Source organism: Candidatus Neomarinimicrobiota bacterium (assembly GCA_022573815.1).
In the GTDB taxonomy this organism is placed as follows: Bacteria; Fidelibacterota; SORT01; order SORT01; family SORT01; genus JACZTG01.
Map to the genome: position 1 here is coordinate 15395 of JACZTG010000017.1, position 21185 is coordinate 36579.

Below are 21185 nucleotides of genomic sequence, written 5' to 3' on the forward strand. Positions count from 1 at the left end.
TAGGTATAGTTTTTTGCATAACATTACAACTTAATTTATCCTGATAATGTTTCCAACAATCTTATTACCGATTCTAAATTCGATTTTCCATCTAAAGTTGCTCTAAACGAGATGTTTTTGCCGGTGTCTATTGAAATATTATATTCTTCAATATCTGCTGCGGTCGAAAGAGACTTGAAAAACGAGTGGTCAGGTTTCACGTCCGCCGAGTCGCCAATAATTCCGACTAAGAGATCTCCGCTAATATCAATTGAAACAAGATTCATATATGAAGCCAAAATTTTTATCCTTGTCATCATAAGCAAGTTGTTGGCTTCAATTGGAATTGCTCCATATCGATCTACGATTTCTTCGGATAACGATTGAATATCTGAAATATCGGTGAGGGAAGCCATTCGTTGATAAAATTCTATTCGCGCTTCGCCATCATCTATATATGTATCAGGAAGAAAGGCATCAATATCGCACCTGACCTCCGGGTCAGTTTTTTGGGTTGAGGCGAGTTCAATATTAAGCCCACTTTTTAACGCTTTAACTTCTTCGCCCACCAGCCTGTTGTACATTTCAAATCCCACCGACTCAATAAATCCGCTTTGTTTAGTACCAAGAAGATTACCGGCACCCCGAATCTCTAAGTCTCTCATTGCGATGCTGAATCCTGAGCCAAGATTACTGAATGCCTCCAGCGCCTTCAGGCGACTTATGGCAGTTGGCGTTAGTTTGTGGGTCGGAGGAATTAATAAGTAAGCAAATGCTTGCCTTTCAGACCGACCGACCCTTCCGCGAAGTTGATACAGCTGAGATAGGCCAAACCGGTCAGCTCTATTGATAAGAATTGTGTTTACATTGGGAATATCCAATCCGCTTTCGATTATCATGGTGCTTAAAAGCACTTCATATTCTCCATCCATAAAATCTGACATCACCATTTCAAGTTCTTTCGGCTTCATTTGGCCGTGGGCAACACAAATCCTTACCTGGGGAACCCACCCCATAAGCATTTTATGCATACGTTCAATACTTTTGACTTTGTTGTGGACGAAAAAGACTTGTCCGTCTCGCTCTACTTCTCTAAGAATCGCCTCTCTGACGACCCCTTCTTCCAAAGACGTTATCTCGGTATATATGGGAAGCCTGTTTTCAGGCGGCGTATTTATGAAGGAGATGTCGCGCGCGCCCAATAAAGAAAAATTAAGTGTTCTTGGTATGGGAGTTGCCGTCATGGATATTATATCGACGGACAAGCGAAGAGACTTAAAACGCTCTTTCTGTCTGACGCCAAATCGATGTTCTTCGTCTATAATCAACAGTCCCATGTCCTTAAATTCTACATCCTTTGATAAAAGTCGGTGTGTGCCAATTAAAATATCAACATTGCCCGATTTTACACCGCGCAGAATTTCAGCCTGCTTTTTCCTGGATTGAAATCTACTCAAGGATTCTACGGTAACGGGAAACGGTTTAAGGCGTTGAGAAAAAGTCTTGTAGTGCTGGTCGGCAAGAATCGTGGTGGGTACAAGTATGGCGGTTTGTTTTCCGCTAACGGCGGCCTTGAAAGCAGCCCTTAGCGCAACTTCGGTTTTCCCGAAACCGACATCTCCGCATAGCAACCGGTCCATTGGGAACGGTTTTTCCATATCGGATTTTATTTCTTCCATTGAAGCTAATTGGTCGGGCGTTTCTTCAAAGGGAAAGCTCGACTCCAGCGCCCAGTGCATATCGTCGTCTTTCGAGAATTTGAACCCAACGGTGTTTAGACGTTTGGCATAAAGTTCCACGAGATCCTTGGCGATTTTAGATGCGGCATTCTTAGTCTTTTCTTTAATGCGATCCCATTCACCGGTACCGAGCCTATTCAATTTTGGTTTTATTCCTTCAGCCGCTTTATATATTTGCACCCGCCTAAAATTTTCAACAGGAAGAAATATTTTATCGCCGGCTGCGTAAACTATTTTAAGGCATTCTCTCATTGCCCCGGAAATACGGATTTTTTTCATACCACGGTATTCTCCGATGCCGTAGTCTATATGGACTAAATAATTTCCGATCTCAAGCCCGGATAGATTTTTTATAGGCGTACCGATAGACCTGAATTTTTTAAAGGTTCGTTTTTTTCTTCTTCGTTCAAATATTTCGTGATCAGTTAAAAGGTGAAGATTCACCGATGGAAGGTGAAATCCGGATGAAAGTGGAATTGCCTGAATTTCTACACCACCGATATCAATGATGTTATTTATCCGCTCGCGATGAAATTCGTTCTCGCAGGCGATGAAACAATGATCATTATTTGACACCCACTTCTGTAGATCTTTGTTGACCGCATTTACCGAGCTACGATATTTTGTTTGTCGGGTTGCTTCAAATTTTATTATATCTTTAGAAGAAAAGGAAAATACGTCCACGCCACCGAACGTCTCGATTTTTTTTAAATCCTCTTCAAGATTTAATTCAGGAATTTCATCCTCCAATTTTTGGAGTAAATCTTTCTGTTCGAGCCAGATCAAAGATTTTTCCCGGAGGTAAGATAATAAATTACTTTTCGGTCCGTTTGTAAATATATCCAACCGGATGTCTGGGGCTATGTTAATGTTATTAATGTTCTTACGAGACCTTTGTGTGATGACGTTAAACTCTCTAATTGAATCAATAGTATCGCCAAAGAGCTCCATTCTAACGGGATGTTCGAAAGAAACAGGAAAGATGTCTACGATACCGCCGCGGACACTAAATTCAAATGGATGAGAAACCATTTTTTCTTGCTCGTAGCCAATTTCAATTAATTTCGAGGTCAAATTTTGTAAATTTATTTCGCCGGATAATTTTAAATGAATTGATTTATCAAATATTTTTTGTGGTGGCGCGCCATGCTCGAGCAGCCCCCTAAAAGTTGTGACGATTAACGAACGCTTTTTGCTTATCATTGCCTGAAGTGCGTGAGATTGGAATGAGAGCATCGTAATGGCCTCGCTACCGGTAACCCTTCCGGGCTCGGGGTAGAAAAAAACCTTCTTATCGCCTATTATTGTTTCAAGATCGTCTCGAATTTCCTCGGCCCTCAGAAGCGAGTCAGCGACAATCAGTAAGTCCCTGGATGAGGAATTAAAAACGGCGCTTGCCAAAAATGATGAAAGGGAGCCGGAAGCGCCGGAGATCTTTACCCTTCCCCCGGAAGTAACTTTATTAATAAATTTATTATACTGTCCGTCGCCGGTAATTAATTCTTTTATAATAGAAATTGAATCCTGCGGTACGGTCAATATTGTGCTACCATCCGTCAGCGTTGTTAGCCTTGAGAGCCACCGCTACCAAAGAGATGTCCGCCGGAGTTACTCCGGATATGCGAGATGCCTGACCAAGAGATTCCGGCTTAAAATCCGAGAGCTTTTGTTTTCCCTCGGAAGAAAGAGAGCGAATAGATTTATAATTGAAATCGACAGGTATTGGATTGTTTTCCATCTTTCGGAATCTTTGAACCTGATCTTCCTGTCGGCGGAGGTATCCCTCATACTTAATCTCAAGTTCTATTTGCTCGGCGGACCCGCGATCATTTAAAATAATTTTTGCAAGCTCCGGGAGTTTATCGGTAATAATCGGCATAATATCCGATAAAGTAATTTCAGGCCGCCTTAAAAGACGAAGAAGCGTAGATGAATTATTAATGGGCTTTTCTGTTAGCCCGGAAAGATGACCATTTATATATTTTGCCGATAAATTCGTTTTTCCAAAAAGTATTATTGCTCTTGAAGTAAGAGACTTTTTAACGGCCGCTCTCTTATAAACAGATTCGGGTGTCAATCCGAGATTGTATCCTTTTTCCGAGAGACGAATATCGGCATTATCGTGACGAAGAAGTATCCTATATTCAGCGCGGGATGTGAACATTCTGTATGGCTCAAGCGTTCCCTTGGTTACAAGGTCATCAATGAGGACGCCTATGTAGCTTTCAGCCCTGTCGGTGATAAACGGCTCGCGGTCTGATAATTTTAAGGCAGCGTTCACGCCGGCGACGAAACCCTGTGCGGCTGCTTCCTCATATCCGCTTGTGCCATTTATCTGTCCGGCAAAATAAAGCCCCCCTACAATCTTTGTCTCCATTGTATGAAATAGTTGATTGGGCGGAAAAAAATCATATTCAACTGCGTAGCCCGCTTTTGTAAACTCCGCTCTTTCCAGTCCGGGGATGGTTCTAATTGCTTTAATCTGTACATCCTCAGGCAGGCTTGTTGAAAAGCCGTTGACGTAAATTTCATCTCTGCCAATACCCTCCGGCTCAAGGAAGAGTTGATGAGATGGTTTATCGGAAAAACGAACGATCTTATCTTCGATGGATGGGCAATACCTGGGACCAATCCCCTTAATTTTTCCGGTAAACATCGGGGACCGATCTAACCCGGATGCAATAACGGCATGTGTTTTTTCATTTGTGTGGGTAATAAACGCAGGCTCATTGGGAGGAGAAAAATCCTTTGTACGGAATGAAAACGGTCTCGGGTTTTCATCGCCATATTGAGCTTGAGTCAAATCAAAGTCGATAGAATCCTTTTTAAGTCTTGGCGGCGTGCCGGTTTTAAGCCGACCCGACTGAAATCCGATGGACAAAAGGCTTTCTGTTAGCCCCGCCACCTTGCTTTCGCCAATTCGTCCGCCGGATGTAGATTGAAGCCCGGTGTGCATGAGTCCGTTTAGAAATGTGCCGCAGGTAAGAATTACGGAGTCGGAAGGAATTACGCCATGGGAGACAGAATTAACACCTATAACGCGCTTTCCAGAAAGCGTTAGGCCCGATACCGTATCGGTGATAAGGCTGATATTTTGTTCGGAAGCCACAACGCCTATCATATAGTCTGAGTAGGCATATTTGTCGCTCTGACAGCGCGGTGACCAAACAGCCCTACCTTTTGAGCGGTTAAGCATTTTAAATTGGATGCCCGAAGCATCTGCCGCAAGTCCCATTTCCCCGCCAAGCGCATCGATTTCACGCACAAGATGCCCCTTGGCAAGCCCTCCGATAGCTGGATTGCAGGACATTCTACCGATCGCTTTTGTGTCCATTGTAATAATCGCTACGCGATGACCCATTCGCGCTGCCGCGAGAGAGGCTTCTATTCCTGCGTGACCGGCACCCACAACAATTATGTCATATTTTTCAGCCATAGGCACCCATTATAAGATTATCCGTATGAAAATGCAAACCGGATATCAGGTGTTTCACGTGAAACAGGCTGTGTGTGGCATAAAATAATTCAGAATGTGTTTCACGTGAAACATAATTACTTTCCAATGCAAAACCTCCCAAAGATCTCATTAAGTACGTCGTCAGTAGTAATCTCCCCGGTAATCTCTCCCAGATAGTTCATTGCATTCCGTAAATCAACCGCTATTAGCTCTCCGCTTGCAGAATCTCTTGCGCTTTTAAGTGCCTCTTTTAGTGATTCGGCACCCTTTTTTAACGCTGCCGCCTGTCGCGCATTGGTGATTAAAAGAGGCTCTCCATGATCCATAGTTTCTAGCTTTTCTATAATAGCCCCCATAAGGGCCTTCAAGCCCTCTCCGGTATGCGACGAAAGAGAAATATCTATATCTATATTCCTTTCCATTGGCGTGAATTCTGAATGCCTATCAACATCCGTTTTACTTTCCACTGCAATTACGTTTTTCCCACGAAGAAGCGCCATTAATTCTAAGTCGTCATCGCTTATTGGAGCAGACCTGTCAAGAAGCCAGATAATGAGATCGGCGGCCTCAATTACAGAAAGAGAACGCTCAACCCCCAATTTTTCAATACTGTCATCACTAATATGAACCCCTGCGGTATCTATGAGTTGCACGAGATATCCGCCAATATCAACTTCTTCTTCAAGCGTATCTCTTGTAGTTCCGGGGATGGGGGTAACAATTGCCCGTTCGGTATCTAAAATAGCGTTTAATAAGCTTGATTTACCGGCGTTCGGCTTACCCACGATTGGTATAACTGCGCCCTCGCGAATAATTTTGCCGAACTTATAGTTGCCTAAAATGGTATTTGTTTTATCGGCTAACGAATTTATTAATTCAGTTATTTTGCTGTTTGGCGTCAAGCTTATCTCTTCGTCGGAGAAATCCAGTTCGGCCTCAATAAGAGCGGATAATTCAACAAGTTTGTTTCGAAGATCGGTAACCTCGGCTTTAAGGCTGCCGCGCATTTGAAGAATAGAGCTTTTGTGAGATTTCTCAACTTTCGCCGCAATCAGGTCTGCTACGGCCTCAGCTTGCGATAGGTCTAATTTCCCACCTAAAAAAGCCCTTTTTGTAAATTCCCCCGGATCGGCAATTCTTGAGCCGAGCCCTGTGAGTATTTCCAACAATTTTGCCTGAACATAATGCCCGCCGTGGCAGCTGATCTCAACAAGGTCTTCAGATGTATAAGAATCGGGTCCGCGGAAAAAAGTAATAACCGCATCATCAAGAATATCACCGGTATTCGGATCTATAATAGTAGCTACGGTTGCCATTCTGTGCGATTTATTTGACAGCGACTTACTCTTTGGCAGCAATTTGTTCACAATGTTCAGAGAGTTTGGGCCCGATAGGCGTACCACCGCAATTCCGCCTATTCCCGGGGGGGTGGATAGCGCAGAAATCGTGTCTTCGTTTGTAGGGCGGTTTCCCATAATAATCAGCTATGGGTAAGTTTCTTACTTAGCTATTTGCTTTCTCACTCTTTTTTTTACTGAAAAATCCGTCTGAAAGATATTTAGTTTGCACAACACTTAATATATTAAATAACGAGTAATAAAGGTTTAATCCCGAAGGAAACGTATTAAAGAATAGTACCATAAATACAGGCATAAAATAACCCATCATCTTTTGTTGTTGATTTGAAGCCGATTGACCGGAAAATTTTTGTTGAAGATACATGGTTAAACCCATAAATACAGGAAGAAAATTAACATTATCACCATAAATCGGGAGCGAAAATGGAAGAGTGAATAATGTGTCCTGAGACGAAAGGTCCTTTATCCACCAGATAAACCCGGCGCCTCTTAATTCAATTGTAGTCCTGAATAAGTTGAATAGAGCAAACAGTAACGGCATCTGAAGCAGCATTGGCAAACAGCCGCCTAACGGGTTTACACCATATTCTTTAAACAGAGCCATTTGTTTTTTCTGGAGCGTCGGTTGATCGTCTTTATATTTTTCCTTAAGTTCTGCAATAACAGGCTGTAAGTCCTGCATTTTTTTCATTGATACGAAGCTTTTATGAGTTAACGGATACACAAGGAGCTTGACCAGTACCGAAAATATTATTATTACGAAACCATAATTGGGAACGACTTTATGTATCTGAACAAAAACCCAAAGCGCGGCTCTGCTGATGGGTCGAATGAAGCCCCACCCGAAATTCATCATCTTCTCTAATCGAACATCGTAACCCTTTAGTAAATCAAGATTTATGGGACCCACATAAATCGTAAATTTATGATTATATCCTGTAAGTTCGTTCTCAACGGGAATATCAAGAGAAAATTTATATGATTTGGATACTTCATCGTTTGGCGTGTTCCTGGCCGTCCCATTTAACAGCACCCTGTCTGCCTGATTTCTCGGAGGAATAACGGCAGCGGTAAAATACTTGGTTCTGGCAGCTGCCCAGGATACCGAACCTATAAAATATTCATTTTCGATTTCACCGGGAGTAGCGTCAATCTCTTCCACATCTTCGCCTAAAAGAGCCAATGCGCGGGCATATTCGGCATCGTTTTTTAAATAAGGCTCGGTAGATAAAAGCGGGGTATCCCAATATAGAGAGTACCTGTTGTTTATTGTTGCTTCGCGCAATCCAGAAACATCCAAAGAAAGTGAAAAATCGTAACTATCGCCGTTAAACGTAAAGGTTTTACGAATAACCGAGCCTATTTCATCAGTACGCGTGTAAAAAGAAACTTCTCGCGTTTCGCCGGGACCAATATTTAGCATAGAAAGGTTTTCATAGGATGGAATCCAGTTGAACCCTGAAAAATCAACAGTGTCTCGATTAACATCTATAATACGAATCCCGAGATTCTTTGTATCTAATGTATTTATCATTATTACAGGCTCATTGTTGAGGCCGGCAAAATTTTTAAGTTGCCATTTGGTTATGCGTCCCCCACCGAGAGACGACAGCGTAGCAAAGTAATAAGGTGTTTCTATAGAAATAAATGTTTCCGAAATGATTATTTCCTTTGGGCGAACGGTGGGAATCTGTTCCGCGGCTCTTCCAATTGAAGGTAATTTGGTTGAGAGTGTGGATGATGATACAGCTGCGCCATTACCCTGCCCAATATTTTCAGAAACCGGTATGGGGGGTGTCTCTTGCTGTGGAGGAGAGACCCATTTCAAATAACTCGGCGTTAAAAGGAGTATTAAGCCAATAAGAAGAATGGCGATTATAGTATTTTTATTAGATTTCATTATGGTACCAGGTCAGCTCCACCCTCATGAAATGGGTGACACTTTGCAATTCGTTTCAAGGATAAAGCTCCTCCTTTTAATGGCCCATATTTTTCTATGGCTTCCATCGAGTATTTGGAACATGAAGGATAAAACCGGCAATTGGCTCCAAGGATCGGCGAAATTAATAGGCGATAGAGGCGCAAAAAGGATAGCACGATATATTTCGGGACTAATTTAATCTTTTTCATTGTTCGATAGGATTTCAGAAGCGATATTCCTCATGTCAAATTCTATTGATTGATAAGAGGGGCTGATAATCGGTTTTGAAACCCTAAAAATAATTGAAATATTTTCAGGGAAGAGATCCTTGTTTAGCCGATAAGATTCTCTTAAATAACGTTTGATTTTATTTCTAATGATTGATATTCCCACTTTGGCTGAAATGTGAAATGCTATTTTTCTCGAGAATGAAGGCAAATAAAATGCCGAAATATTTCCTGAGGATATTTTATTTCCGTTTCGAAACAATTTATTAACGTCATTGCGTCTGCGGAGAATAACCTTCTTCGGAAGGCGCTTATCCAAAATTTCATTTCTTGGGTATTTCAGAGGAGACGGTAAGTTTCTTCCTGCCCTTTGCACGCCGTCTCTTAAGAATGGCTCTGCCGTCAGCGGTGGACATTCGTTTGCGAAATCCATGCTTATTGCGTCGTTTGCGATTACTTGGTTGGAACGTTCTCTTCATTTCTTATCCATTTTTCCGTGTTGATAGTTTTAAAATTCAACTTTTAAGCGGAAAAAAATAGACAATAAATGGATTAAAATGCAAGACATTTCTTAGTTAAAAACCATTGCGGTAGCTTATTTTCAGCAATTTCTACAGAAACGGAAATATTTCTTGACATTAACTCCGACACAGCCTTAAATCATTTCAAACATAAAAGCTGCTTGTTAATAAATTGTTAACAACTAAAACAAAATAGCTTTTTGTTGATAAATAAGCTGGGACACAAAAACACATAATATCTAGCTTTAACTTATAGGGGTCATACAATAGAATGAGAATGCTTTCGTTGCTCTTCGAACCACAGATTCAGGTTGTTTTTTCTCAATTCTGTTACCGAGAAAAAAAATAAATAAATTAACAGACAACATTTAACCTAATGAGGTAGACAGGAATTGCCACTAAATTATGATCAGAACGCACCACATAACAATCTCTGGGTCGGATGCCTCAATTTTATAAAAACGAATGTTAGTGAACAGTCATATGAAACATGGTTTAAGCCGATCACACCCGTCAATATTGAGGGAAGTGTATTAACACTTCAAATTCCCAACAGATACCATGTTGAATGGATAGAAAGTCACTATAGCGAAGTTTTACGGTCAGCTCTCGGTAATTTGGGATACCCGGAAGTTGTTTTAAATTATGTAATACCCTCCGATTCGCCTACGGCGGAATCATTTAATTCTACAGAAGAATCTATAGCGAGATCTAAAGACGATAAAAGCGGACTTAACGACCAATACACATTTGAGATGTTCGTGGAGGGCTCCTCTAATCAATTTGCGAGAGCCGCCGCCCAGGCAGTAGCCAATGCTCCAGGAAAAACTTCGTTTAATCCGTTATTTATTTATGGCGGTGTGGGGCTTGGAAAGACTCATCTCGCACAGGCTATCGGCAATCACGCGAAGGCCACCGGTACGGCTGAACGCGTTTTATACGTACCAAGCGAAATATTTACAATTGATTTTATTAATTCACTTGAAAAAGGAAAGGTCGAATCATTTAAAAAATATTATCGCAGTATCGACCTCTTGATATTGGATGATATACAATTCTTCATCAATAAGGAACAAACACAGGAACAATTCTTTCATACTTTTAATGCCCTATATCAGGATGGAAAACAAATCGTTCTTACTTCGGATACGCCGCCTCGCGACCTACTCGGAATGGAAGCGCGCTTAATATCCAGATTTCAAGCAGGTCTGTCGGCGGATGTGCAGGAGCCGGAACTTGAAATGAGAATTGCAATCTTAAATCGGATGGCAATGGAAAACCATATTCCGATTTCCCCTGAGATAATCGAATTGTTCGCCACTAATATCAAAGGAAATATTAGAGAGCTCAAGGGGTCTCTGATACGACTTCTCGCCTATGCATCACTTTCCTCTGCTGAAATTGATTTATCTTTAGCGCATAGAGTTCTTAAAGAGGTTCTCGGCAGCTCAAAGGTTCATACAACAATTGAAGATATAATAATTTATGCCGCGCAGGAAAATGATGTGGAATCCAATGCGATAATAGGTAAGGGTCGCCAAATGGAAGTTGCCGCCGCTCGACAAATTGCGATGTATCTTTCTCGAATTTTGACCGGGCACTCTCTTAAAACAATAGGTCTTCACTTTGGCGGAAGAGACCATAGCACAGTAATACACGCCTGTAAGTTGGTGGCTCGTAAAATTAAAGAAGATACGGAATATCGGGACAGAGTTGAGCACCTAAAAAAGAAGTTAGAGTATAATTCAGTTTAGTTTCATACTGATTCAATAATTAGTTCCAAAATTTCATCAAGCAGTTTCAAATCAATAGAGTATCATAAAAGAGCTTGACATACGCCATTTGTACGCCTATACTATATACGCATTCTGTTCACCAATTGAAAAGGAGATATTTTGGCGCTTACACAAAAGCAGAGACGTGTCATTGATTATATCGGGAGCTTTCAGGAACTCAACGGATATTCGCCAAGCTATGAAGAGATAGCAAACGGACTTGGCTATCGTTCGAAGGGAACAGTCCATAAGCACCTAAAACACCTCGTTGAGAAGGGGATGATTACCAAACAATGGAATAAAAGCCGCTCTATAGATATAGTTCAGCAGTTAGAAAAAAGTAATGCCGTAAGTCTGCCACTGCTGGGATTGGTCGCCGCCGGCGAACCTATTGAAGCTATATCCGATCCGACAGAGTCTGTTAATGTTCCGGAAGATATGATCGGCATTGGAAATCATTATGTGTTGAAAGTTCGGGGAAATTCCATGATTGATGAGCAGATTCGTGATGGAGATTATGTAGTGGTAAAAGAACGATCAACTGCCGAAAGCGGAGAAACTGTGGTTGCTTTAGTGGGCGGTGAAGAGGCTACAATAAAAAAATATTATCCTGAAAACGGCAAAATACGCCTTCAGCCGGCGAATGATAAAATGCTGCCCTTTATTTTACCGGCACATAATGTGAAGATACAGGGAATCGTAATAGGAATTCTCAGAAAATATAATTAGTCAAAATTAATTTCTATTGAATAAAATTGCGCATTTGGATCTTGACCAATTCTTTGTAGCAGTTGAAAGAATAAAAGACCCAAACTTAGTTGGAAAACCGGTTGTAGTAGGTGGTAGTCCAACCGGTAGGGGCGTCGTTGCTTCCGCATCATATGAAGCAAGAAAATATGGCATACGTTCAGCTATGCCAATGTATCAGGCATTTAAATTATGCCCCCATCTCATCAGAGTCGGGGGTAGTCATGGTGAATACTCGAAATATTCACGATCGGTATTTGGAATTGTAAATGAATATTCATCAAATGTTGAAAGAACAAGTATTGATGAAGGGTATATTGACCTTTCCGAATCTAAGCGCAAGAGCAAATTACCTGCAATTGAAATTGCAGAAGAAATAAAACTTCGAATTGCCAAAGAGCTTGGATTACCGGCATCGCTTGGAATTGGCACAAATAAAATGATGGCAAAGATAGCTTCGAAACACGCCAAACCGGAAGGAATATTAGAGATACTTCCCAATATGGAAGAAATATTTCTCGAGCAAATGGATGTGGGAATTATTCCGGGAGTGGGGCCAAAGACAAAAGAGAGGCTTAAAAATATCGGTGTAAATTCGATAAATGAATTAAAGAAGATTAGCGAAAAAGAACTAATCAGTAGATTTGGTATTCACGGCGAAGGGTTATATAAAAGAGCAAGGGGAATATCAGGTAATCGGCTTGAAATAAGCCGCGAGAGAAAGTCTATCAGTAAAGAACGTACATTCAACAAAAATATATCCAATCCGTCCGGTCTTGATCAGACTTTAAGAAAGTTGAGTGAAGGGATATGCGATTTAATGAATGACAAAAAAGTCAAAGCCAGGGGAATCGGAATCAAAATGCGTTATGAAAATTTCGAAACCATTACAAGATCAAAAACTCTTTCAAGGGGGAATAACGATAATATATTATTATTTGAAGTTGCGAAACAGATGATTTATTCAAATTTCAAGCCGGGAAGAAGCGTTCGTCTAATAGGGATAAAAGTCTTTACTTTCGAGCCGAGGGACATTCAAACAGAATTATTTGCCTAAGAGAATAACCGGCAAAAATTTAGACAACTACATTATTTCCGGTCCGGTGTTGCGGAAATATTCTATAAAGTTAGAGAGAAGATAACCAATCACAATTCCCACAATTAACACTACCGTAAGAATTCGAGAATTTACAACTTCCTTGCTATATCCTTTTTTAATAGCAACGATTGAAACAAAATAACCAAGACCGTTTAAAAGCCATATTACGGGAAGTGACAATACGCTGACTATAAGAGGACCTATCACCGGCAAAAGAGCAAGCATCGTCATTAAACCGGCGAATGCACCGGTTATCCAGCCAACGGCGATGATACCGCCACCGATTATCTTTTTTGGTACTCCGAAATATATACCAGCGACTACAAAGAGAGACAACACAATCCAGATAATGATTGTTTTACGAAATGCACGTAAAAAATCTAATAACGTGTTTTTCATTTGTCTATTCTAATAAATTGCTTGTTCATATTTAGCTTGGCTTGAGCGAAGAAATTTTGTTGGGCGGGCATGGATTGAAAATAAAACAATCTTTCACATTATGCAAATTATAGATGTAGCAAATTAAGAAATCCACCTTACTTTTTGAAACTGCTTAACCTTTAATCCTTCGGCACAATTCCGGCACATTTCGATAGATTGTCTGTCGCTGAGAACTGTTTTCCTGAATTTATTGAAACCATCATTTTTCCAAATTTCAATAATGTCCTCGTTATTAGCATCACCAAGCCTATAATCCACATCTTTATCATAACAGCAAGGTGCAACGGAGCCGTCCCAATTGACCATGGTTGTAAACCAGATACGCTTACATCCGGCATGCCAATCAGCCTTTAATACGCGATCTCCATCAACCACATCATAGCGATTCATGTCACTGTCATCGGGCAAAAATTTTTCTGCATCCTCATCGGTATATACCTGAATTGTCTTGAAGGAATATTTATCAGCCCCGAGATCAGCAGCCATTTGATCTATTCTATTTATCTCGTGTTGGTTGTGTTTAAATAAAAGAAATTGAAGGTGAATTATAGGGTTTAACGCTCCGGTCTTCTTTTTCTCAGCAGATAAAATTCGTATTGCATCAAGCACTTTGTCAAAATCTCCGCCTATTCTATATTCTAAGTAAGACTCTTTCGAGGCGCCATCCAAAGATATTATTAGTTCGCTTAGTCCTGAATCGATAACAGATTTAGCTTCGTTGGAATTATTGATATAATGGCCGTTCGTGCTGACTACGGTAGCGATTTTATTATCGTGTGCGTATTTAATTTGTTCCATCAAAGTTTTGTTCATAAACGGTTCGCCCTGATTCCAGAACATTGTTAGAAAAAGAGTCCTCTTGGTTGTATCCACTAAATTTTTAAATAAATCCAAATCCATCATTCCCTTGTTTCGAATCATCATTCCGTTACCGGAAGGACATAAAGGGCATTTTAAATTGCAATAGTTTGTGGGTTCGACCATAAGAATTACCGGACTTCCCCAATGAATTGATATTTTAGTATATCGAGAAAGATAAAAGGAAAGAGTAACTTTTAGAAAATTCCATATTTTATAAGCGCTTAATACGCGAATGTTCCTAAGCACAGTATGCAATGCCACTCTAATTCGATAAGGTGAGATAATTTTAAAGACCTGCCTTTAGGAGATTAATTTTTTTGTCCTTTCCATCTAAATCTTCCAAGCGCCCCCCAGGCTCCGAAGACGACAACATAGAAAGGATGAATAAATAGGGCAAGAAGAAATAATTTTGAAAAGCCCTTAGTACCGACTATGGAAGAAAACAGAGACAGTAATGAAAACTCAGCAATTGATTTCAGTATCATTGCAATAGCGAGTCCTGAAAGGTCAGAGCTAATTCCGAGTAATCCGAAAACGATAAACAGATTGAAAATGTAAATAATCGGGAGCGCAATTTTCAGCCCCGTCATACCGCGCAACTCGTAATAGTGTAAGCCCTTAGACGCATGCCTGCGTCGCTGATTTGATATTTCAGTCATAGAGTCATAGGTAGATGACCTCACAAAAGTAGAGGGCGATATGGAATATCGAACCCGGACTCCGTTGTAATGGGCTTTATGCAAAAGTAAATCATCATCACCGCTCATAAATTTCCATAGCCCGTCAAAGCCGCCAATAGATTCGAACGAGCTTCTGCGGTAAGATAAATTTCTGCCGGTGCATGTCATCGGATAATCATTTCCGATAGATCCGGCTGCTACAGCGGCAAGCGATAGAGAATCCAGATTTATTAATCCACCCATTAACCCATTGTCATCATTCTTTATCGGCGCATATCCAGCCACGAATCCAACAGAATCTTCACTGTAATACTTCACCATTCCGGAAATCCATCCGTCAGGAGGAATACAATCCGCATCCGTTGTTAAAATAATAGTTCCATCTGATGCCTTAATTCCCATCTGTAAAGCATGTTTTTTTGGCGAGGTGTCTGGCGGCAGATTCTTTATGTTAATTAGTTGAAAATTAGAACGTTTGGAAACGAATTTTGAGATGATTTTCTCAGTGCTGTCCTTTGAGCGATCATTTATTATAAAAACAGTATAGTTTTTTTGTGGATAGTCCTGAGCGGCAAGCGATTCCATACAATTCTTTATATTATCCTCTTCATCGCGGGCAGCGACAATTACTGAAACGGTTAAATTTTGCTCCAGGCCGGAAGGTTCGTTTAGTTTTTTAAGACCTGCTATTAACCAGAGAATACCAAAAGAATATATTAGAGATAGGAAAATTATCGGGGTCAATTTTGTGCTGCCTTATATCCTTTCCATTTGAACCTTCCAAGCCCGCCAAGAATACCTATGAAAAGGACGTATGGCGTAACCCTGTTAAACCAGCCGACAAAGCTTCTAAATAAGAATGTCTTATCCATTTTATACGAGGCGATTTTATAGAAAGCCAGCTCCGTTAAAAATTTATATATTGCCAGCGCAATTACAGGGAAATAAAATGTGAGATTTGTTACCATAAAAATAATTCCCGCGCCCACGAATAAATTCATCAGATAATTTACACCAAGCATAAGGACAAGTAAGGGATTTAATCCTTTCCAGTATGCGTTAGATGCCCAGCGAGTCCTTTGAGAAATAAACTGCTTCCAGTCGCTTACCGGTATGGTGGATACGGTTGATTTAGGGTTCAGATTGCCAACTATATTCCAATTTGTTTTAGATACTTTGGTGATGAATAATATATCGTTACTTACGTAGCGTTGAGAATTGACAGCGAGTCCTCCGACTTCCGCGAAGATACTTTTCCGGTATGCTAAATTCTGACCTGTGCCGCCCATAGGAATTCCGTGTCCAAGAGAGCCTTGGGCAGAAGCGACCAATAATAGAAAATCAACAGCCTGAAAATTTTCTAAGGCGGAGCCCGGGTTGCTGCTGATAAAAGATCCTCCAACAACCAGGCCAACGTCAGAAGTAAATCGCTCGACCGTTGATTCGAGCCAGTTAAAACCGACAGTGACGTCAGCATCTGTTTCAAAAATTAAATCTCCGGTAGCTTTTTCCACGCCAATTGAAAGAGCGTGCTTCTTGGGATGTATTCCCGCCGGGACATTATCCACATTAAGAAGCTTTACACGTGAATCTAAATCAGAAATTCTTTTAACGATATCGGCAGTCTCGTCTGTAGAGCGGTCATTGATAACGATTACTTCAAAAAAATCATGAGGATAAGACTGAGATAAAATAGATTTAATACAATTACCGATATTTTTTGATTCGTTACGCGCGGCGATGATGACAGAGACTCTATAGTTTTCTTTATTAATTTCAGTATTATTTTTCCTTAGAAGACCAGTCAGAAAGTACAATATGACCAACCCGTGAAAAAATCCGATTAGAACAAATAATGTGTTAAAAGAGAACAATATTACTCAAGATTAAACGAAAATAAATATTTAGCTCAGCATATACGAGGCTACAAACAGATAAATAGTTATTCCGATAATATCAATTGATGTCGTGACAAACGGACCCGTCGCTACAGCCGGATCAACATTTAACCGGTGTAGCAAAATCGGCGCAAGAGTACCTGTTAATGTGGCAAGTGTCATAGATGCAAGAATTCCTATGCCGGCTGCAAGTCCGATAGTTACGTTAGAGCCGTAAAAATATGACGCAAATAATGTTAAAAGAATTGCATAGGTTAATCCGAGTAAAACGCCTACACGCATTTCTTTAAACAGAACTGTCCACCAGGCATCTATTGAAACCCTTCCCGTTGATAAGCCGCGAACAATGATAGTGGAAGATTGAGTTCCGATGTTTCCGCCCATACCTACAATGATCGGCATATATGCAGCTAAGATTATCCAATTCGTGAGGAGAACCTGATATTTACCGATTATCACAGAAGCGAATATGCCTCCGACCCAGGTCGCTAACAGCCATGGAAAACGAAGCTTGGCCGCGTCATAGGTAGATTTTAATAATATTTCTCTGTCTTTTCCGGCACCTGCCATTCGGAAGAAATCTTCCGTAGCTTCTTCTCTGATAACATCCACTACATCATCGACAGTTATAATTCCTAAAAGTTTATTTTCTTCATCAACTACCGGAATGGCAATGATATTGTATCTTGAGACCTGTTTGGCAACTTCCTCCTGCTCCACATCAGTCAATACGGAAATTGGCTTCTCGTTCATAATTTGAGAGAGCTTTTTAGATGGCGAATGAATAATTAGCTGTCTCAAGGAAACAACCCCTACCAAATGATTCCTATCGTCAGTGACATAAAGATAAAATGTCATTTCCGCTTCTTCAGATTCATGCAACGCATTTATCGCTTCTTGAATAGTTGTGTCTTCATTTAGAGCAAAGTACTGAGGAGTCATTAATCCACCGGCTGATGTGGGATCATATTTGAGGAGCTCTTCAATTTCGCTGGTCTCCTCTTCCTTCATAAGATTTAAAATTTCTTCCGATAGTTCTTCCGGTAAGATTCCGAAAATGTCTGCCTCATCATCGGATGGAACGTGTTTTAACATCAACTGAATTTCTTTGGCATTCCTCTGTGTCAATAATTCCACAACAAGAGTTTCATCGAGCTCTCTTATTACCTCAGCCGAATACTCAGGAGACATTTGCGAGAAAAGAACTATCCTTTCTTTAGGCGAGAAATCCCTGAAAAGCAGCGCCGTATCAGCCGTATGCGTTTTATTAAACATATTGGCAATATGTTTTGTGGCATTACGCCGGATAAGCTTACGGTAAGTATCTAAGAGTACGCGTATTTCTGTGGGCTTCATAAATCTATTCCAATGGAGATGTGAACTCGATTATGTCAAATCTTGTTATGACGCTAACTAAAGTGCCTCTGTCCCGGACGATTGCTGCGGGAGAGTCTTTTAATGTTTTTGACGCACTATCAAGGGTATTATTTTCATCTATTACAGGGAACGGATCATCCATTACTCCGCTAATCAGAGTGTTAACACTCTCGGCATCTTCAAGGACCATTGAGAGTAAACGGTTCTCTCGAACACTTCCAACAGATTTATTGTCATCAATAATGGGAAGTTGCGAGATATTATATTCGTTCATAAGCTTTAAAGCGTCTTTTACGTAGCTATTCTGGCTTAACGAGACAAGACTCGGAATTTTATTAGGTTTTGTTTCTGCTATAAGCCGGACTGTCACACGATCGGGGCCGAGCATTCTCTTCTCACGCATCCATTCATCCGAGTGGTGTTTAGATAAATATCTGTCACCCCCGTCGGGGATTATTACAAGGACAATCTGATCGGGTTTCATTTTCTCAGCCAGATTGACTGCCACGTGTACGGCTGTTCCTGATGAACCGCCGCAAAAAATACCTTCTTCTTTTGTGAGGCGTCTGGACATTCTAAACGATTCTCTATCGGTGACATTAATAATTTCGTCAACAAACTTCAAATGCAGCGTACCGGGTATTATATCTTCTCCGATTCCCTCCACAAGGTATGGAGTGCCCTGAGTTAGAATACCACTCTCTTTATAGGTTTTGAGCACTGAACCGTACGGGTCGGCACCAACAATTCTAATAGCTGGGTTTTTCTCCTTAAGAAATTCACCGATACCGCTTATGGTACCGCCGGTTCCTAATCCGGAAACAAATACATCAAGTTTGCCATCGAGCTGCTTCCATATTTCGGGAGCGGTAACCCTGTAATGGGCTTTCGGGTTTTCCTGATTAAAGTACTGATTGGAAAGATAGGCATTGGGAGTTTCGGAGGCGATTTTCTTTGCTACCGAATAGTAGCTTTCGGGTGACTCCGCAGCTACCGATGTAGGAGTAATAATGACCTCACCGCCAAGCGCTTTTAATAGTTGAATTTTTTCGATAGAAACTTTGTCCGGCATCACAAATATCGTTTTATACCCCAATACTGCTGCTGCAATAGCTAGTCCGGCACCGGTATTTCCGCTTGTAGCCTCGACGATAGTGCCGCCGGGTTTCAATTTTCCGCTCTTCACAGCGCCGTTAATTATACCCATGGCTATGCGATCTTTAATGCTTGACCCCGGGTTGAAATATTCGAGTTTTGCCAAAACCTGAGCTCCACCCTTCTTAACGACCTTGTTGAGTTTTACTATCGGGGTTCTACCGATAAGATCAAGCACGTTATCGTAAATTTCTTTTGCCATAAGAGGCTCCTTCAAAAAGCAGATTCTATCTTTGTGTTCTCAATAATTATGTTTGCAGCGGTTTGAGAATGAAATTTTCTTAATGTAAACCCAAATATGAACAATGCAGGAACAATTATCAATGGAGATACATGATTTCCTAAAGTATAAAAAGAATAATCGGTTGTATCGATATTAATAAAAGTTATCGCAATTGCGTTGTTCACCATGTGTAACACTATTGATGGATATAGGCTGTCAGTCCGAAGCGCAACATAGCCAAGAAGGGCTCCAAGAGAAAAAATCTGTAACAGCTGTGGTGAAAAATGTACAATGGAAAAAACTGCGCTTGAGATAATAACCGCCCTCAGGGGAGTATTTTCATTTTCAAAGGATTTTTGTAATATCCCGCGGAATAGTCCTTCTTCCACAATTCCGGCAATTATCACTACTCCGATTGCCATAAGAATAAATGAACTGACGTCCTCCACTTTGAGAGATTCGTAAGCGCCCTGTAAATACTCGTCAAGGAATGACGGCATAGGAAGAATCTTTGATAAGAGCCTATCGAATTCATCAACCAGTGGCTGAAGAGAGATGGCAATAATCAGCGCTGATAATAGAGTTCCCTTTGGAGGAGTTTTCAGCCTGAAGGTTGCTCGAAAATCATAACGTCTGGACCGAACATAAAGTATGGCGGGTATTATTAGGGCGCCCTCGCCAATAATTAAAGCAATCCAAATTGAAACAGACATTCCGGCGAAAGGCGCTATCAATAGCCAGGTAATAGATGCCAATATCAAAGCTGATATAACACCGAACACACTTAGCCATACAGCGGATTTTCCTGACGGCAATATTTTGATATCCAACATAGCGCAACAAGTTATTTTAAGACTTTTTGTAAGTCAAGGGCTTAGGCAGAAGTTGTCTTAGAAAAAATCAGATTGAAACATAGTTCTGATAAAAGAATGTTACACTTGAGAATTATAATCCATTACGCCGAGTATAATGCCGCAGGATATAGCAAGATTCAGGGATTCCGCGGTTCCCTTAGAGGGAATTGAAAGCAGTGTGTCCGCCGCAGAAATGATTGGAGCTGATATTCCATCTGCTTCGGAGCCAAATATCAGCAAGGATTTTTCGGCAAACTTAGTTTTATGTAAGCTTTGCCCTCCATGCGGAATGGTTGCTATAATTTGAAAATTCGCTGCTTTCGCTTCTTGTAATAAATCATTTAGTGTCACATTGCTGAATATGGGAACAGTGAAAATTCCGCCGGAAGAGGAACGAACCACCTTTGGATTATAGACATCAACAGAACCGTTCGACAGTACGACGGCGTCAACGCCAAACCACGAAGCCGTTCTCACAATAGCGCCTAAGTTACCCGGATCTGAAATAGATTCAAGGCAGAGAACCCTGCTCATTTTTGATAAATTAATATTGAGAGAGTCCGATGGGAGTTTCGCAACAGCAATTATATTTTGTGTTGTTACGGCATCTGCAATATCGTTCATTTCTTCGGGAGAAATTTCTTTGCTGTTGATTTTTTTAGCTTCAAGAATATCTATCAAGCCTTTGATACGAGGGTTAGATAATCCGGGTGCTGAATAAAATATATGGTCAACTTTAAATTCGGATTTTATCAACTCTTCGCATCCGCGAATTCCCTCGACAAGAAATAGCGAATGTTTATTTCTCTGTTTCTTTGTATTCAGAGACTTCACAATTTTCAGATATGCTTTTGACGACATTTTAAAATAGTG

18 protein-coding genes are annotated in these 21185 nt (G+C 40.7%); 3 read left to right on the forward strand and 15 right to left on the reverse strand.

Going from position 1 to position 21185, the window contains the following annotated elements:
* Positions 1-35 precede the first annotated feature (35 nt).
* The 7 genes from mfd to rpmH form a co-directional block, all read right to left on the reverse strand.
* Positions 36-3257 (reverse strand): transcription-repair coupling factor, encoded by a 3222-nt coding sequence (gene mfd, locus IIB39_07730; protein MCH8928587.1) that lies wholly within the window; start codon positions 3255-3257, stop codon positions 36-38.
* A gap of 7 nt (positions 3258-3264) precedes the next feature.
* Positions 3265-5154: a tRNA uridine-5-carboxymethylaminomethyl(34) synthesis enzyme MnmG gene (mnmG, locus tag IIB39_07735; GenBank protein MCH8928588.1), complete on the reverse strand. Its 1890-nt coding sequence runs from the start codon at positions 5152-5154 to the stop codon at positions 3265-3267.
* 116 nt (positions 5155-5270) lie between these two features.
* A complete protein-coding gene (mnmE, locus tag IIB39_07740; GenBank protein ID MCH8928589.1) occupies positions 5271-6650 on the reverse strand; it encodes a tRNA uridine-5-carboxymethylaminomethyl(34) synthesis GTPase MnmE in 1380 nt (459 codons plus the stop codon).
* Between the two features lie 28 nt (positions 6651-6678).
* Positions 6679-8433: a membrane protein insertase YidC gene (yidC, locus tag IIB39_07745; protein ID MCH8928590.1), complete on the reverse strand. Its 1755-nt coding sequence runs from the start codon at positions 8431-8433 to the stop codon at positions 6679-6681.
* Positions 8433-8663: a membrane protein insertion efficiency factor YidD gene (gene yidD, locus IIB39_07750; GenBank protein ID MCH8928591.1), complete on the reverse strand. Its 231-nt coding sequence runs from the start codon at positions 8661-8663 to the stop codon at positions 8433-8435. Before yidD ends, yidC begins: the two co-directional genes overlap by 1 nt.
* A complete protein-coding gene (gene rnpA, locus IIB39_07755) occupies positions 8650-9000 on the reverse strand; it encodes a ribonuclease P protein component (protein MCH8928592.1) in 351 nt (116 codons plus the stop codon). The genes yidD and rnpA overlap by 14 nt, the downstream gene beginning before the upstream one ends.
* A gap of 4 nt (positions 9001-9004) precedes the next feature.
* A complete protein-coding gene (gene rpmH / locus IIB39_07760) occupies positions 9005-9160 on the reverse strand; it encodes a 50S ribosomal protein L34 (protein ID MCH8928593.1) in 156 nt (51 codons plus the stop codon).
* Between the two features lie 434 nt (positions 9161-9594).
* On the opposite strand from rpmH, the gene dnaA reads away from it, so the two are divergent.
* The 3 genes from dnaA (at position 9595) to dinB (ending at position 12781) form a co-directional block, all read left to right on the forward strand.
* Complete coding sequence (gene dnaA / locus IIB39_07765) at positions 9595-10956, forward strand: chromosomal replication initiator protein DnaA (GenBank protein ID MCH8928594.1); 1362 nt, start codon at positions 9595-9597, stop codon at positions 10954-10956.
* 141 nt (positions 10957-11097) lie between these two features.
* Positions 11098-11706, forward strand: a complete 609-nt coding sequence (gene lexA / locus IIB39_07770; GenBank protein ID MCH8928595.1) for a transcriptional repressor LexA — start codon at positions 11098-11100, stop codon at positions 11704-11706.
* 16 nt (positions 11707-11722) lie between these two features.
* On the forward strand, positions 11723-12781 hold the full coding sequence (gene dinB / locus IIB39_07775) for a DNA polymerase IV (protein ID MCH8928596.1): 1059 nt from the start codon (positions 11723-11725) through the stop codon (positions 12779-12781).
* Between the two features lie 27 nt (positions 12782-12808).
* Here the strand turns inward: dinB and IIB39_07780 are convergent, their stop codons facing one another.
* From IIB39_07780 to IIB39_07815, 8 genes are all read right to left on the reverse strand, one after another.
* Complete coding sequence (locus IIB39_07780) at positions 12809-13222, reverse strand: hypothetical protein (GenBank protein ID MCH8928597.1); 414 nt, start codon at positions 13220-13222, stop codon at positions 12809-12811.
* Positions 13223-13345: 123 nt separating this feature from the next.
* Entirely contained in the window at positions 13346-14248 is a 903-nt protein-coding gene (locus tag IIB39_07785; GenBank protein MCH8928598.1) for an SPASM domain-containing protein, read from the reverse strand.
* A gap of 185 nt (positions 14249-14433) precedes the next feature.
* A complete protein-coding gene (locus IIB39_07790) occupies positions 14434-15549 on the reverse strand; it encodes a glycosyltransferase (GenBank protein ID MCH8928599.1) in 1116 nt (371 codons plus the stop codon).
* Entirely contained in the window at positions 15546-16622 is a 1077-nt protein-coding gene (locus tag IIB39_07795) for a glycosyltransferase (GenBank protein ID MCH8928600.1), read from the reverse strand. The genes IIB39_07790 and IIB39_07795 overlap by 4 nt, the downstream gene beginning before the upstream one ends.
* Positions 16623-16709: 87 nt before the next feature.
* Positions 16710-18059 carry a magnesium transporter gene (mgtE, locus tag IIB39_07800; GenBank protein ID MCH8928601.1) on the reverse strand — a complete coding sequence of 450 codons (1350 nt, stop codon included), beginning with the start codon at positions 18057-18059 and terminating at the stop codon, positions 16710-16712.
* Between the two features lie 4 nt (positions 18060-18063).
* Entirely contained in the window at positions 18064-19437 is a 1374-nt protein-coding gene (locus IIB39_07805; GenBank protein MCH8928602.1) for a cystathionine beta-synthase, read from the reverse strand.
* An 11-nt stretch (positions 19438-19448) separates the two neighbouring features.
* Positions 19449-20273 (reverse strand): CPBP family intramembrane metalloprotease, encoded by an 825-nt coding sequence (locus tag IIB39_07810; protein ID MCH8928603.1) that lies wholly within the window; start codon positions 20271-20273, stop codon positions 19449-19451.
* A 117-nt stretch (positions 20274-20390) separates the two neighbouring features.
* Complete coding sequence (locus IIB39_07815; protein ID MCH8928604.1) at positions 20391-21173, reverse strand: RNA methyltransferase; 783 nt, start codon at positions 21171-21173, stop codon at positions 20391-20393.
* Between the last annotated feature and the right edge of the window lie 12 nt (positions 21174-21185).

What these genes read in the sequence shown, in the direction of transcription:
- mnmG (MCH8928588.1), bottom strand. Translation starts at nt 5,154, where the DNA reads ATGGCTGAAAAATATGACATAATTGTTGTGGGTGCCGGTCACGCAGGA.
- mnmE (MCH8928589.1), bottom strand. Translation starts at nt 6,650, where the DNA reads ATGGGAAACCGCCCTACAAACGAAGACACGATTTCTGCGCTATCCACC.
- yidC (MCH8928590.1), bottom strand. Translation starts at nt 8,433, where the DNA reads ATGAAATCTAATAAAAATACTATAATCGCCATTCTTCTTATTGGCTTA.
- yidD (MCH8928591.1), bottom strand. Translation starts at nt 8,663, where the DNA reads ATGAAAAAGATTAAATTAGTCCCGAAATATATCGTGCTATCCTTTTTG.
- rpmH (MCH8928593.1), bottom strand. Translation starts at nt 9,160, where the DNA reads ATGAAGAGAACGTTCCAACCAAGTAATCGCAAACGACGCAATAAGCAT.
- IIB39_07780 (MCH8928597.1), bottom strand. Translation starts at nt 13,222, where the DNA reads ATGAAAAACACGTTATTAGATTTTTTACGTGCATTTCGTAAAACAATC.
- IIB39_07785 (MCH8928598.1), bottom strand. Translation starts at nt 14,248, where the DNA reads ATGGTCGAACCCACAAACTATTGCAATTTAAAATGCCCTTTATGTCCT.
- mgtE (MCH8928601.1), bottom strand. Translation starts at nt 18,059, where the DNA reads ATGAAGCCCACAGAAATACGCGTACTCTTAGATACTTACCGTAAGCTT.
- IIB39_07805 (MCH8928602.1), bottom strand. Translation starts at nt 19,437, where the DNA reads ATGGCAAAAGAAATTTACGATAACGTGCTTGATCTTATCGGTAGAACC.
- IIB39_07815 (MCH8928604.1), bottom strand. Translation starts at nt 21,173, where the DNA reads ATGTCGTCAAAAGCATATCTGAAAATTGTGAAGTCTCTGAATACAAAG.